Source organism: Bosea sp. (in: a-proteobacteria) (assembly GCF_023953965.1).
Lineage (GTDB): Bacteria > Pseudomonadota > Alphaproteobacteria > Rhizobiales > Beijerinckiaceae > Allobosea.
The window spans coordinates 1,295,391-1,309,930 of the sequence record NZ_JAMLIX010000002.1 but is presented as its reverse complement, the minus strand read 5'-3'; the positions used below and the strand labels follow the sequence as shown (position 1 = coordinate 1,309,930).

The following is a 14,540-nucleotide window of genomic DNA, read 5'->3' as shown; positions in this document are numbered from 1 at the left end:
TCAGATTCCCGAAGGGCAGCGGATTTCCCGCAGCGCCGGCAGGATCAGCGGGTTCTTTAGCGAGCCGACGCCGAAGGAATAGCCGACCTGCCGGCCCCCGGCATTGAGCGTGAAGCCGACATTGTCGCCCTGCTTCAGGACCGAGCCGGCATCGAGTAGGCGGAAGAAGGACCAGGTGCCGTCCTTCTCGAAGAGCTTGGCCTCGCCCTGCGCGCCGCCCGATGAGCCCGAGGAGAAGAAGCCGCCGCCGAACATGCCGCCGGACGCATTGCCGCCGCCCAGCGTCAGCGTCACCGCCGTCCTGCCGACGCCGCCGCCCGGCCACATCACCGGGCTCGGCGTGTTGACGCCCTGCTGGCTCGTCACGGTGAAGCCGTTGATCTCGAGCTTGGCGCTCGAGGCATCGGCCGAGAGCGCGGTCGGCGTCACCACCATCTGGAAGGAGGGCAGGTTGCCGCCGGTCGGGAAGAAGGCGTCCTTGATCTCTCCGGCGCGCTGGAACTCGCGCAGCGTCGTCGGCGAGAGCGCGCGCGCCACGCGGCTGTCGACGCGCCAGCTCCATTGCGGCTTGGAGGTGTCGACGAAGGGCTCCAGCCGCTCCTTGTAGAACTTGTCCATGATCTGGCCGGGCGCGAACAACCGGGCGAAATCGGCGAGCGGCACGTCGCGCGCGCTCGCCTTGGTGAAGGGGTAGCGGTTAGTGACGATCTCGTTGCAGACGCCCGTCACCTGCTCGGCCAGCGCCTGCCTGAGCAGCGCGACCGTCGCGCCCGTGGCGTCGCCCTCGAAATCGTTGACCGCCTGGACGATCATGCCGTCGAAGGGGGCGGGATAGCGCGAGGAATTGGCGCGCAGCGTCGCGATCAGCGGCACGAGCGCGGCGTTGGCCGCCGCCGACTGGGCCGGGTTGGTCGCAGCGGTGGCGAGGTTCTGGTTGATCTCGGAGAAGGTCTGGAGGAGCTGGTCGACCGGGCGGCGGCCGAGATCGCCGTCGACCAGGACGTGGAAAGGCTTGAACTGCGCCTCGATATCGGCGCCGAGCACGGCATCGGTGCCGCCGCCGGAAAGGATGCGGTCGACGCCCGGCGCCGCCAGCGGGAGATTGGCGCCGAGCCGGGAGAGCGCGTTGCTGGCGCGGCGGGCGAGGGTGTCGGCGGCGGCCTGCGCCACGGCCTGGGTCGCCGCCTGCGTTGCCGCCTTCCTGGCGTCGGGGCGCTCCCTGGTGAGCTGCGTCTCGTCGCGCAGCGATTCCAGCACCTGCTTGAAGGGGGAGGTCGCGGCGCTGATCGCGCTCAGCGCGACGTAGCGCGGCTTGTCGGCGTTCAGCGGCCTCAGCTTCAGGCGCTTCAGCGTCTTCTGCCAGGTGCCGACGAAGTCGCGGCTGTAGAGCTTCATCAGGTCGGGGAAGAGCGTGGCGTATTGCGCCGTGATCGCCTGCTGGTCGAGATTCTCGCCGAGCACCCAGCGCTCGCGCTCGATCTGGTCGCCGATGTCGCCGAGGCGGGCGATGAAGGCGTTCTGGAAGCCGTCATAGGTATAGAAATAGGGCACGCGGATCTGGTCGAGGTCCTCGCCCGTCACGCCCTCGAAGACGAGGCGCACATCCGAGCCGCCGCGCTGCGAGACGACCCAGTCCTTCTGACTCTCGGAGCGCGACTGCGTGCGCAGCAGCTCATAGGCGCGCTCGGCGATGCTGAGGCGGCGCAAGGTGCGCTGGCTCTGCTCGATCAGCGACTGGTTGAGCTTGACCATCGGTTCGCTGTCGCCCTCGTCGAGGTCGAGCATGGCGGAAAGATGTTCCTCCAGCGCCTCGCGGCCCTTGGCGTTGGCGGGGCCGGGGAAAAGGTTCTCGGCCCAGTCGAGCCGCATCCAGGAGGTGACGAGGTCGCGGTCCATCTTCGCCTGGCCGCCGACCATCATGTAGACCTTGAGCGCCTCGTAGACGAAGCCGGGATTGTTGGCGTTCTGCTCGAGCTGCTCCTCCAGCCGGAAGATGATGCGCGGGCGCAGCATCCGCTCCAGCGCCTGCTGGTAGGTGATCTCGGTGGCGTTCTGCAGGCGATCGCGCTGGCTCAAGCCGAAGCCGGCGAGCATCGGCGTCGGTTCGGCCCTGGTGGCGTAGCCGGCCGGCATGTTCCTGAGCTTGTGCAGCAGCGGCAGGATGCGGCTGAAATTGCGGTCTGAGATCGTGGTCTCCTGCAGGACCGGCGCGGCGGCGCTGCGATAATCGGAGAGGCCGTAATTGGTCGCGGTGATCAGGTCGCTGTTGCGCGAGAAGCTCGTCCACCACAGGCCGAGCGCGGCGAGCGCCGCGAGCGCGACCGCGGCGAAGCCCGTGACGCGGAGCGCGGTGGTGCGGCGGGCGGCGCCGAGATCGGTCGAGACCCAGCCGGATTCGCCGATCACCACCTTCTGGATCAGCTCGGTCAGGAAATAGCTCTTGCCCTTGCCGGAGAAGGAGGCGGCGCCGGCATGGTCGGAGCCGAAATTGCGCGAGAGCGCGCCGATCAGCTGGTCGATCGGCGTGCCTTCCTGGGTGCCGGAGGTGAAGTAGAAGCCGCGCAGCGTGGCGTTGGCATGGTAGCGCGTCGGCTCGAAGACGCGGGTGAGGAAATCGACGATGGAGCGCTTCAGCGTCGCCATCTGGCTCGGGAAGCCGAAGATCTGGGCGCGCGAGGTCGGGTTGTGCTCGTCCTGGAGGCGATCGGGCAGGCGCTCGTTCAGCCGCTCGATCAGCGCGTCGTATTCCGGCGGCACGTCGCCGATCATGTTGCGGGTCTTGTCGGCGGTCTGGAAGGTGTGGCCCCAGACCATGCGCCGCTGCGGCTCGGTCAGCGCGCCGAAGAACTCGTTGAAGCCGGCGATCAGGTCGGCCTTGGTGAAGACCGCATAGACGGGGAAGTCGACCTTCAGCCGCTCGTGCAGTTCGAGCAGGCGGGCGCGGATCGCATCGGCATGGGCGGCGATCTCCTCAGGGCTCGAGGTCAGCAGGTCCTCGACGCTGATCGCGACGAGGACGCCGTTGATCGGCTGGCGCGGGCGGTTGGTCTTGAGCAGGTCGAGGAAGGAGAGCCAGCTCGCCTTCTCGGCCTTGGCGTCGGTATCCTGCGTGGTGTAGCGGCCGGCGGTGTCGATCAGCACCGCATCCTCGGCGAACCACCAGTCGCAGTAACGCGTCCCGCCGGAGCCGGCGACGGCGGCGGGCGTCGATCCGCGCGCCAGCGGGAACTTGAGCCCGGAATTGACCAGCGCCGTGGTCTTGCCGGCGCCGGGCGGGCCGATGATGACGTACCAGGGCAGGTCATAGAGATAATCGCCGCTCTTGCCGCGCGCGCTCTTCAGCGTGGCGAGCGCGTCCTTCATCGCGCTGGACAGCGCCGCGCCGTCGCCGGTGGTCTCCTCCTTCTCCAGCGCCTCGGTCAACGCGGCGGTGGCCCTGCGGCGGCGGATGACGATGAGGGCGATCCAGCCGAGCGCGCCGAGCATCAGCAGCAGGACGATGGGCAGGCGGACCCAGAAGGATTCGAACGGGCGGACCTCGCCGAAGGCGACGAAGGGGCCGCCGAACCAGATCAGCGCGGACAGGGCGAGCGCGCCGATCAGGATCGCGGCGATCTTGAGCCAGGTGGCGAGGTTCATGTTCCTGCCTCCTAGTTCTGCCGCTGGATCAGGATCTCGACGCGCCGGTTCTGGGCGCGCCCGTCGGCGGTGGTGTTGGGCGCGATCGGGACATCGGCGCCCTTGCCCTCGGTCGTGATCCTGTCGGGCTTGCTGAGCTTGGTCCTGAGCACGTCGCCGACCGCCTTGGCGCGGGCCTGCGAGAGCACGAGGTTCGACGGGAAGCGGGCGGTGCGGATCGGCACGTTGTCGCTGTGGCCGACGACCTTGATCGCGCCGCCCTCCTGCTCAAGCACGGCGGCGATGCGCTCGATCAGCGGCTGGAACTCGGCGCGCACCGCCGCCTGCCCCGGCTCGAACAGGGTGATGCCGACGAGGCGCACGATGACGACGTTGGGTGTGACCAGGCAAACGATCGGCGGCTGCACCGCGGCGCAGACCTTCGGCGGCTGCGGCGGTGGCGGGGGAGGCGGCGGCGGGGCCGAAAAGACCTTGCGCATGATGCCGATCTCACCCTTGGGATGGACCGAGAGCAGGGCGGTAGAGGCTGCCTCCGCATTGCCGGCAAGCAGCGCGCGGAAGACGAAATAGACGCCGAGCAGGGCGACCGCCGCGATCGCCGCCACCGACCAGACCGGCACCTTGAAGCCGGCGATGGCGGCTGCGATCGCCTGCCCGCGCCAGCGCGGCGACAATTCGGGATCGGGCTGCTTCACCCGGCGCAGCGTCTCGAACAGGTTGCGCTGGATCGTCTGGAGATTGGCGGCGCCGCCCGAGGAGGTGCGGTGGATGCCCTGGAAGCCCAGCGCCAGGCAGGCATGCATCAGCTCCAGCAGGTCGTAATTGACGCTCGGGTCGGCCTTGGCCTTGTCGAGCATCTCGAAGAAGCGCACGCCGCCGATGCGCTCGCCGAAGAAGCGCGAGAGCATGCTGTACTGCGTCCAGACATGGCGGTCGTCGCCGGGGATGTTCTGGACGATGTCGTCGGCGGTGGCTGAGATGACGTATTTCGCCGTCTGCGCCGTCTCGGCCGGGACGCCGGCGGCGCGGACCTCGTGCTCGAACGCCTCGATCGAATCGCCGACCTGGCCGAGGAGCTGGGCGAAGGGCGCGTTGGAGAGGTTGGCGCGCATCCGCCCGAGCAGCAGGAGGAGGGGGCCGGCGGCGCGCAGCAGCGGATTGGCGTTGGGCGTGAGCAGCTGGTCGCGGCGCGGCAGGGCCTGCCCGCCGGCTGGCGGCGGCGGGGCCTGCCGCTGCGGGACCGGCGCGGCTTGAGACATCCATTCGTCGCCGGTGCCGGGCACGCCCGGCGAGGGCACCTGCGGCGGCTGATAGGGTTGCGGCGCGCTCGGCGCGGCGGGAGCGGGCGGCAGGGGCGCGCGGCGCCCGCCGGGGTTCGGCCTGATGATCGTCCGCTCGGAGCGGCCGAACGGATCTGAGGGCGAACCCGGATCGCTCATCGCCTGCCCTCCAGAACGGCCCAGAGCTCGAGCTCGAGATCGGGCCAGTCACCGGAAAAATGCATGCCGATCGAACTCGCCGTCGAGAATTCCGGCCAGAGCGGCGAGGTGCGGTCGAGATAGAAATAGACATGGTCCGTCAGCGCGCGGATCTGCGGCGGCGGCGTCGGCAGGTGGACGAGAGCGATGCCCGGCAGATGGGCATGGACGATCTCGTTCATCTTGGTGTTGGGGCCGACCTTGAAGAGCTGCGGGAACTGCGCCTGGATCTCGGTCAGCGGCCGGCGTGCCGCGACCTCCAGCACCAGCGTCGCGTTGCGCACGAGGCTGCGGTCGCGGATCGTCGACATGAAGGCGTTCTGCGCCCGCTCGACGATCTCCAGCCGGATCGCCCGGCGGCCGAGATTGGCCGAGAGGAAGTCCTGGATGTCGCGCACCACGGGGGCGAAGCAGTTCTCCAGGTCGTCATGATCGTAGGCGGGATAGTCGCGGGCGCGGCGCTCGGCCGTGGTGAAGGTGGCGAGCTCCCCGGCGAGCGCGACGAAGGTCGAGAACAGCCGCTCGGGATGGACGAAGCGCGAGCGGCGCATGTGCTTCAGCACCGGGATGTTGCGGTTGAGGAGCTGGAGCACGAAGTAGTCCGCGCTCTGCAAGCCTCCGCCGGCGGTCGGGTCGGCGGCGTAGCGGGCGAGCTCCTCCAGCTTGTTGTCGATCCAGCCGATGACGCGGTCGAGCCAGCCCTCGATCACGGGATAGGCTGAGCAGACCAGCACCGGCGGGGCGAACTTCTCGTCGAAGAGGACTGCGCGGTCGCGCACCTCGAGGATGCGGCCGAGCGCGAGGCCGACATAGCCGGCCTTGGCGGTCTTGCGCAGCTCCAGCGTCAGGCGCGGATGGGCGACGTCGATCTCTTCCTCGGTGCGCAGCGAGGCGGTGGAATCGATCAGCATCTCGGTTGCGGGGAGATAGCGGCTGGCCGAGCCGTTCAGCGTGTCCTCGACCTCGCGGGTGTTGGCGGCGGCGAGCGGCAGCGAGAGCCAGACGATCTGGCCGGCGGCGTTCTCCGGCACCTCGATCGCGGCCGGCAGCGGGCTGTTGTCGGGCAGCGCGAAGGGCGTGCCGTCCGGCATCACGCCGACGGCGCGGCGCAAGCCGATGCGGCTCTGCTGGGCGAGGTCGCGGTCGATCTCCAGGACCGAGAAGCCCCAGGGATAGGGCGTGACGTGCCGGACACGGGCTTCCAGCAGGTTCTCGAGATAGCGGTCGTTCTGCTGAAAATGATGCGGCCTGAGGAAGAGCCCTTCCGACCAGACGACCTTGCTGTACCACGACATTCCGGTCTCGCTCACTCGACGGCAGGCGGCTGAGCTTACAACGGGTTTTGCCCAAGCGTCACCAAACGAATGCTAGCGCGCCGGACGGGCGGCGCCATCATTGACTTGAAGGATGCGGCCAGGCGATTTTCGCGGCAGTGCTCGGAAGAGAAGTCCGTTCAGGGGAGGCCCTTCATGCCCACGGGACCGGCCGCGCGCATCCTGGATCCGGTGCTGCATCCGCTGCCGGGCATGCTCATGCCCGGGCCGGGCAGCATGAACGTGTTCATCGGCAGCCTGCCCGCCTGGCGCGGCGTCTCGGCCGCGGCGGCCGCCGCGATCCAGGCGGCGAAGGCGGCGTCCGAAGCGACGCTCGATGCCGCCGCGGCGGCGACGGTGGCGGCGGCCGGGACGCCGGGCGCCCCCGCTGCCGTGACGGCGGAGGAGACAGCCAAGACCACGGCGGCCGCGGCGATGAGCTCGACGATCACGGGCGGGGCGGGCGGGGCCGATATCCATATCTGCGCGACGCTGATGCCGCCGCAGCCGCACGGACCCGGCGTGGTGATCGACGGCTCGCAGACCGTCATGATCAATAACCTGCCGGCCTGCCGGGTGGGCGATACCATCCTCGAGGCGCTGGGGCCGCCCAACAAGATCATGATGGGGCTGCCGACGGTGATCATCGGCGGATGATCCCGGATTGATTCAGGAAAGTGGTGGAAGCCGCTGAGGCGGAATCGTTTTTCTCGTTGGCGGGGTGCGATGTCGAGGCACAGGCGGACGGTTCCGGACCGGGGCGAGGCGAAGAGCGAGCGCTTCCGCCACAAGCAGGTGCAGCGCCTGTCCTCGGACCAGCGGCGGGCGCTCGAGCATGGCGCCGCCCGCAACGGGCGCGTCGCCGAGGCTTTGTGCTTCATGGCGCTGATCCGCGATCCGGCCCGGCGCGTGCGCCCGCTGCTGCCGGTGCCGAACGTCAGCTGCACGGCGGCTGTGCGCCAGTTCTTCCGGGCCGACGACGGCGAGCAGGCGGCGCATCTCCTGCCGGGGCAGATCTCGATCGACGGCGCCTTTGCCTGGCTGTTCCTGTCGGGGCCGGCGGCGCGGCGGCTGGAAAACCTCTTCGCCTATGTCGAGCCGCTGCGGGCCGACTTCAACAAGGCCGATTCGGCCGCCGAGGCGAACGGGCTGAGCGATGCCTTCGCCGATGCCTGCCGCCGGGTGCTGACGGGCCGCGGCGAGGCTGCGGCGGATATCGTCGCGGCCTATGAGCAGGGCTGGGTTTCCGGCGCGCTTGCCGCCTTCGCCGCGGCCGAGGCGCAGAAGCGCAGCAAGCCGGCGCCGCCGCCGATCGTCAGCGGCGTCGGCCCGGAATACGGCATGATCCTGAACATCGACGAGAGGATGGAAGCCTTCGCCGACGATTCGATCTGGGCGACCTATGAGCAGCTCAGCATCCTCGGCTACTACAAGGCCGCGATGGAGGATGCGCCGCCCCAGCTCCGGCCGCGTGCGATCGGGGATATCCTGACGCTGCCGCAGGCTTGACCGGCCGGCGCCGGCGGGCCAAGCGGGCGGCTCCATCCCCCCGCGACAGGATTTGCCTCATGACCATCGACCGTATCGGACTCACTGCCCGCTGGTGCGACGCCGCCATCTTCAACGGCATCGTCTTCCTCGCCGGCCATGTCGCGGAGAAGACCGCGGGCCGTTCGCTGACCGAGCAGACCGAAGAAGTGCTGGCGCTGCTGGAGGAGACGCTTGCCGAAGCCGGCAGCGGCAAGGAGCGCATCCTCAGCGTCCAGATCTTCCTCACCGATATCGGCAAGATCGGCGAGATGAACGCGGTCTGGGACAGATGGGTGGCGAAGGGCCATGCGCCCGCCCGCGCCACCGTCGAGGCGAAGCTCGCCTCGCCCGGCTACGGCATCGAGATCACCGCGGTCGCGGCGAAGCGGTGACCGGTGCGTCATTCTCGGGCGGAGCGAAGCTCCGAGCCCCGAGCATCTCGTGCCGAAAGAGGCGCCTTCTCGTCCTGAGATGCTCGGGCCGAGCCCGGGCATGACGACCCTGCACAGCCGTCACTTGCCGCCGCGGTCGTAGCATTCGGCGAAATAGATCATGAAGGCGTCGACGAGGCCGTTCTCGTAAGGGGCGGTCTTGGCGTCCCAGCGGGCGGTGTAGGTCTCCCACATCTTCGCCTTGCGCGAGCCGATCAGCCCGCCGATGCCGCCCTCCTGCGCCGTCGCCTCGGCGATCGCCTGCGGGTCCAGGTCCTCGACCAGCATCTTCAGCGCGTGCTGCATGGCCGAATAGGTCTTGATCTGGTGGGCCTTGAGATCGCGGAAGCTCTCGTCGAAGGCGCGCCTGGCATCGAGATAGCCGCTGCGCGGCTGGCCGAAGATCAGCTGCAGCGCATCGTCCACCGTCGGCGAGAACTTCAGCGGGTTGTTGTCCTGCGCCTGGATCATCGTCTGGTTGGTGCTGCGGGCGATGCGCTTGCTCTCGGCGCGGGCGGCGAGCAGCCCCTTCAGTTCCTCGGCGATCAGGCGCATCAGCCCGCCGAGCTGTTCGGCGAAGGCGCCGGGGTCCTGCGTCGCCAGCGCCTGCGGCGAGACGCCGGCGCCTTTGGCGAAGCGCTGCATGAATTCGCCCAGCGAGATCGGCGCGCCCGCGCCCGGCTGCGGGGCGGGCTCGGCCGGGAAGGCCGGGGGCGGCTCGAAAGCCGGCATGGGCGGGGGCAAGGGCTCGGCCGGCGCCTCCGGCAGAGCCGAATCCTCGGCAGGCTCGTCCCAGGGGCTCGCGCCCGCCGGGCTGCTCGCCGGCGGGCGGCGCGGCGTCGGGATCGGAACGACCGGCTCCTGCGGCGGGGCGGGCGGCGGCTGGAGCGGCGCCCAGGCGAAGTCGTCGCCCTGCGCCGCGGGGGGCGACCAATCGGGCGCACGCGGCGGTGGCGGCGCGGCGGCGGGGGCCGGGATGTCGGCCGCCCAGTCGATGAAGCCGGCATGGACCGGCCTGGCATGGCTCGGCGGCATCAGGTCGCGGCGCGGGATCGGCGGGGCGGCGCCCTCGCTTTCGGCCCACAGCGCTTCCGGCCGGGGCGCGTAGGCCTGCGGGGCGGGGCCGGGCTCGGGCGCCTGGCCGGCCTCGTCGTCGATCGCAACCGCGATCAGGTAATGGCCGATCTCGAGCCGGTCGCCGTCGCGCAGGCGGTAGGGCGACTGCACGCGGTGCTCTGCGCCATTGACATAGGTGCCGTTGGTCGAGATGTCGCGCAGCCACCAGCCGCCGTCGCGGAAGCGGATTTCGCAATGGCGGCCGGAGACGGCGCGCGTGGGGTCGGGCAGCGCCCAGTCGAGATGCTGGTCGCGGCCGATGTCGAGGCCGCGCCCGCCGCTCGCGGTCACGCTGAGCGGGCCGCCGTCGGGCAGGGAGGTCTCGTTCTCGATCGTCAGTGTCAGCGCCATCGCGGAGGTTCCGTTCCGGTTGGCCCGTCAGCGCTTGCCGGCATCGTCTTGCGCCAAACGAATGCACGCTTCGACGCAGGCGCGCAATGCGCCTTCGCGTTCGCGCGCCGGCAGGCGATTGATCGCATTGAGCACGGCGATGCGGGCCATCTTGGCGGTCAGGTCCGACGGTGTGGGAACGGGATGGCTCTCCGACATGCTGCCGCCGGAATAGCCGGCCGCCCAGGCGACGAAGGTGCCGGGCCGCGCGCGGTCGCCGGCCTGCGCCTGCCGCAGCGCCTCGAAGCGGGTCTTGTCGCCGGGCTCGCGCACCCAGGCTTCCGCAGCGGCGAGGCCGGGGTCCTGCGTGCCGGGCGGCTGCATCGCGCGCACCGCCTGAAGCGCCCACCACACCGTCTCGCGCCGGGGCAGGAGGAAGGCGCAGAAGCCGGCCGCCTCCATCGGCGCCGGCCCTGCGGCGAGGCGGGCGAGGAAGGCGAGCGGCGGCTCGGTGGTCGGCGCCATCGTGACGGCCTGACGGGCCGCGGGATAGGTCTCGAACACTTCGCGGGCGGTGCTGAAGCGCAGGCGTGACATGGAGGCTCCGGCCGTTCTTTCCGTTCTAGTTGATGTTCACCATCGCGCCCTGGATGACGAGCATGGCGTCGCTCCTGACCTCGGTCAGGGCCTGGCCGTGGATCTTGATGGTCGGCGAGGAGATCTCGATCGAGCCCGGCGTCATCTTGATCGTGCTGCCGCCGACCTTGAGGTTGATCTCCGTCAGCGCCTCGACGTCGAGCTTGCCGCTCTGGACGTCGAGCTTGTCGTCGCCGTTCTTCAGCGTGGTCTCGCGCGAATAGCCCCCGCCCGAGAAGATTTCGCCGATCTCGCGGGTCTCGATGTTGTTGACCGTGACCTTGTGGTCCTTCTCGGAGCGCATCTCGAGCACCTCGCTGCCCTTGAGGTCCTCGAACTTGATCTCGTTATAGGTGTCGGGAAAGCCGACATGGTCGGTCGATTCCGATCTGAGGCCGGATTGCGTCTTGTTCGCCGGCAGATCGTAGGGCGGCCTGTGCTGGTCGTTGACGACGGCGCCGACGACGAGCGGCAGGTCGGGATTGCCCTCGATATATTCGACGATCACCTCCTGGCCGATGCGGGGGATGACCTGCCCGCCCCAGCCCTTGCCGGCCCACATCTGCGCGACGCGGGTGCGGCAGGAGGTCGAGCCGTCCTCGCGGTCCCAGTGGAAGCGCAGCCAGATGCGGCCGTATTCGTCGACGTCGATGTCGCCTTCCTCGCCCTTGTTCTTCTCGCCGACGACCTTGGCGGTGTGAGGCCCGTAGACGGTCGGGCGCGGCGTCGTGAGCGGCGCGCGGAAGCGCCGGTCGCTCTTCTGGAGCTCGTAGGAGCCGTGATAGAGCGCCTCGTCGCGCCGCTGCGATGAGCGATAGCTCTGGATGCCGTAGGCATGGGTCGCGCGGACGACGAGGTATTCGCCGTTCTCGGCGCCGGTCGGGTGGTCGGAGAGCTTCATCAGCGCGCCGGGATAGAGGCTGGCGGCATCGCCCGCGGCATGGCGGCGGTCGTCCCGCGCCTGCTCGGCCTGCGCCATGACGCGGGCGAAATGCTCGCCCTGGTCGCGCTTGGTGTAGGCGGCCGGATAATCATAGGCCTCGTAGGATTTCGCCTTGGGGAAGCCCTCCTCGGCGCGGGCGGTGAGATCGGATTCCGATTTCTCGAAATCATAGTCCTTGAGCTCGAACTTGCCGGTGCGCAGGCGCCGGATCGTCGACCACTGCGTCAGATGCTCCACCTGGCTGCGCGGCATGCGGCTGCCCTGCGGCACGAAGGCATAGGCCGAGGCGTCGCCCTTGAAACTCGGCTCGGCCGCCGCCTGGATCAGGTCGTGGGCGGAGCGGGAATCGCAGAGCACGAGCTTGTGATCGCCCTCGCTGTGCTGGAAATAATAATAGATGCCGTACTGCTCCATCAGCCGCAGCACGAAATCGAGGTCGGTCTCGCGATACTGGACGCAGTAGTCGATCGGCTGGAGCGTTTCGCTGGTGCGGTCGTCGAAGCTCGCCGAGCCTTCCTTGCCGAAGATCTCCTTGATGATGTCGAGCGCGGTCTTGTTCTTGAAGATCCGGCAGTCGGCCCGCTGCGAGAGCAGCCAGAGCCACGGCTTGAGCGTGAAACGGTAGATGTAGAGATCGTCCTGCTTGCCGAGCCATTGTGCATCGACCAGCGTGCCGTTCAGAATGCGTTCACTCTTGTTCTTGAGCGTAAATTTTATCGCGCATTTCTCGCTAATGATGCTTTGAAGGTCGGCATTCTCCGTATTGCTCGCTGCTTCAATATTATAGGTGAATAATTCGCTCAAAGCTTCGCTGGCTTCGAACTTGATCAATGTGAATTCGTCTTTTCCCGAAGGTGTCGAGAAGGACGCGGTTCTTCGTTCTTGTCCAAGAGGCGACGGCATCAACTGAACCTTTCGATTCGCGTTGTTATTTTTATATTGACGTAGGAGATTTCCGGAGTCATCCTTCCATCTCTTAATTCCTCAACCGCCAGACGGCGAAACACATCCGGAGGGTTCCCATGCGCAAGCAGCCCGGTTTCACTGCCTTCGTCGCTCTGACCGGCGCTTTGGTTCTCACCATGGCGGGCGCGGCCGGGGCGCAGACCTACAAGGCCGACGACATCATCAAGCATTTCGGGCCGTCGGCCGCGCCCAAGCCCGCCGTCACGCGGGGCCTGTGCGTCGGCACCGAGGCCGAATGCGCCAAGGCCGGGCATGTGGTCGAGGCCTCCAAGCCGCCGAGCGCCTTCGACCTCGTGGTGAAGTTCAAGTACAACTCCGACGAGCTCGAGCCCGAGGCCAAGCTCAATCTCGACGAGTTCGCCAAGGCGCTCAAGACCCCGCAGCTCTCCAGCCAGACCTTCATGGTCGAGGGGCATACCGACGCCGCCGGCAGCGCCGCCTACAATCTCAACCTGTCGCAGCGCCGGGCGAAGGCCGTCGTCCGCTATCTCGGCCAGCACGGGGTCAACGCCTCCAAGCTGGTGGCCAAGGGCTACGGGCAGAGCAAGCCGATCGCGGCCGATCCTCTGTCGGGCGACAACCGCCGGGTCGAGACGCGCCTGCGCGGCGAGTGAGGCACGAGGGGCGACGGCGGCGGCCGCGTCCATGACGAGGCTGCCGGTCCTGTGAGCGGGGAGAGCGATGGCGGGCCTGAATTTCGCCGAACTGACGAAGCCGGTCTCGGCTGAGGAGCCCTGCGGGCCCGATCTCGAGGACGATCTCGACTTCATGAACGCCACGGCGCGGCTCGAGGTCGCGCTGCCGGCTTCGTATTTCCGCCGTGACGACGACGGGCGACAGGTCGCCTTCGACCGGACGAGCATCGAATTCCCCGCCGCCTTCGCCGAGCTCGGCGCGCTGCTCGAGCGCTCGCGCGACTTGAGGCTGTTCGTGCTGGCGGCGAAGCTGACGATCCTCAACCGCGACGTGCCGGGCTTTTCGGTCTGCCTCTCAGCCATGGCCGACCTCCTCGGCAGCCATTGGGAGGCGATGCATCCGCGCGCGATGGACGGCGACTACGTGATGCGCGAGGTCGCCCTGCAAGGGCTCGACGAGCTGGCGACGGTGGTGCTGCCGCTGCAGCACGCGCCGCTCTTCGTCAGCCGGCGGATCGGCCCGTTCATGTTCCGCAGCCAGCTCGTCGCCAGCGGCGAGACGCGCCTCGTCGAGGGCGAGCAGCATCCCGATGCCGGGTCGATCCAGGCGGCGCTGGGCGAGGTCGATGCCGACGACCTCGTCGCGGTGCTCGGTCAGGTCAATGCGACGCGCGACGCGCTCACGCGCCTGCGGACGATCTGGCTCGAGAAGGTCGGTGTCGATCATCCAATCGGCTTTCCGCGCCTGGCGGCGCTGCTGGACCAGATCGCCGCCTTCCTCGACGCCGCGGTCGCGCGGCGTGTCCCGGGCCATCGGGCGGCGGGGCCGGAACCGGTGGCGGCCGACGCGCAAGGGTCGGCAGCAAACACCGCAAGCTTCGGCCCCGGCGGCGTTTCGAGCATCCTTCATGTGAAGGATACGCTCGACGCCTGCCTCGGCTACTTTCGCAGGATCGAGCCTTCCAGCCCGGCGGTCCTGCTGATCGGGCAGGCGCAGCAGCTGATCGGAAAGTCGTTGATCGAGGTCATCCAGATCATGTTCCCCGACCAGGTCGACAAGGCGGTCTTCGAGATCGGCGACCTGCGCCGGTTCAGGCTGCCGCTCGAGCGGCTGCCGGCGCCGGACGGCTATGAGGCGGGCGGCGCATACGACGCCGACGCCGACGCCGAGGCGGACGAGAGCTACGATGACGACGCCGGCGACGGCGCGGAGGCTTCCGACGGGGGCGACGAGGCCGAGAGCATCGTGGAGGCGGCCGCGTCGGCGCCCGCGATCGTGATCGCGAGCCGCGCGGATGCGGTCAGCGCGATGAAGGCGGTCGCCGCCTTCTACCGCCAGGCCGAGCCCTCGCACCCGACGCCGCTGCTGATGGACAAGGCCTGTGCACTGGCGCAGCATGATTTCATGTCGCTCCTCGGCACCATCCTGCCAGATGTCGTGCCGCTGCCGGAGGCGGACAGCTAGGGACGTTTTCCGTCATCGACTTGAACCTCCCGTCGCGATGGCGAGACTATATTGAGGA

11 protein-coding genes are annotated in these 14,540 nt (G+C 68.7%); 5 read left to right on the top strand and 6 right to left on the bottom strand.

Annotated elements, in window-relative coordinates:
• The 3 genes from tssM to tssK are packed head-to-tail and all read right to left on the bottom strand — an operon-like array spanning position 1 to position 6,412.
• A complete protein-coding gene (tssM, locus tag M9917_RS21320; protein WP_297257016.1) occupies positions 1–3,639 on the bottom strand; it encodes a type VI secretion system membrane subunit TssM in 3,639 nt (1,212 codons plus the stop codon).
• An 11-nt stretch (positions 3,640–3,650) separates the two neighbouring features.
• The gene (gene tssL, locus M9917_RS21315) at positions 3,651–5,078 is read right to left on the bottom strand and encodes a type VI secretion system protein TssL, long form (protein ID WP_297257015.1); all 1,428 of its coding nucleotides are present in this window, start codon (positions 5,076–5,078) and stop codon (positions 3,651–3,653) included.
• A complete protein-coding gene (gene tssK / locus M9917_RS21310; RefSeq protein WP_297257014.1) occupies positions 5,075–6,412 on the bottom strand; it encodes a type VI secretion system baseplate subunit TssK in 1,338 nt (445 codons plus the stop codon). The genes tssL and tssK overlap by 4 nt, the downstream gene beginning before the upstream one ends.
• Before the next feature lie 174 nt (positions 6,413–6,586).
• On the opposite strand from tssK, the gene M9917_RS21305 reads away from it, so the two are divergent.
• The 3 genes from M9917_RS21305 to M9917_RS21295 all read left to right on the top strand — a co-directional run bounded on the left by M9917_RS21305 (position 6,587) and on the right by M9917_RS21295 (position 8,352).
• Positions 6,587–7,087: a PAAR domain-containing protein gene (locus tag M9917_RS21305; RefSeq protein WP_297257013.1), complete on the top strand. Its 501-nt coding sequence runs from the start codon at positions 6,587–6,589 to the stop codon at positions 7,085–7,087.
• Between the two features lie 69 nt (positions 7,088–7,156).
• A complete protein-coding gene (locus tag M9917_RS21300; protein ID WP_297257012.1) occupies positions 7,157–7,939 on the top strand; it encodes a hypothetical protein in 783 nt (260 codons plus the stop codon).
• Between the two features lie 59 nt (positions 7,940–7,998).
• Positions 7,999–8,352: a RidA family protein gene (locus M9917_RS21295; RefSeq protein WP_297257011.1), complete on the top strand. Its 354-nt coding sequence runs from the start codon at positions 7,999–8,001 to the stop codon at positions 8,350–8,352.
• 120 nt (positions 8,353–8,472) lie between these two features.
• Here the strand turns inward: M9917_RS21295 and tagH are convergent, their stop codons facing one another.
• The 3 genes from tagH to M9917_RS21280 are packed head-to-tail and all read right to left on the bottom strand — an operon-like array spanning position 8,473 to position 12,319.
• Positions 8,473–9,858: a type VI secretion system-associated FHA domain protein TagH gene (gene tagH, locus M9917_RS21290; protein WP_297257010.1), complete on the bottom strand. Its 1,386-nt coding sequence runs from the start codon at positions 9,856–9,858 to the stop codon at positions 8,473–8,475.
• A gap of 27 nt (positions 9,859–9,885) precedes the next feature.
• Positions 9,886–10,434: a DUF6931 family protein gene (locus M9917_RS21285; RefSeq protein WP_297257009.1), complete on the bottom strand. Its 549-nt coding sequence runs from the start codon at positions 10,432–10,434 to the stop codon at positions 9,886–9,888.
• 25 nt (positions 10,435–10,459) lie between these two features.
• On the bottom strand, positions 10,460–12,319 hold the full coding sequence (locus M9917_RS21280) for a type VI secretion system Vgr family protein (protein ID WP_297257008.1): 1,860 nt from the start codon (positions 12,317–12,319) through the stop codon (positions 10,460–10,462).
• A gap of 119 nt (positions 12,320–12,438) precedes the next feature.
• Between M9917_RS21280 and M9917_RS21275 the strand changes: the two genes are divergently transcribed.
• Positions 12,439–12,996, top strand: coding sequence for an OmpA family protein (locus M9917_RS21275; RefSeq protein WP_297257007.1), 558 nt, complete (start codon positions 12,439–12,441; stop codon positions 12,994–12,996).
• Positions 12,997–13,063: 67 nt separating this feature from the next.
• On the top strand, positions 13,064–14,482 hold the full coding sequence (locus M9917_RS21270; protein ID WP_297257006.1) for a type VI secretion system protein TssA: 1,419 nt from the start codon (positions 13,064–13,066) through the stop codon (positions 14,480–14,482).
• Positions 14,483–14,540 lie beyond the last annotated feature (58 nt).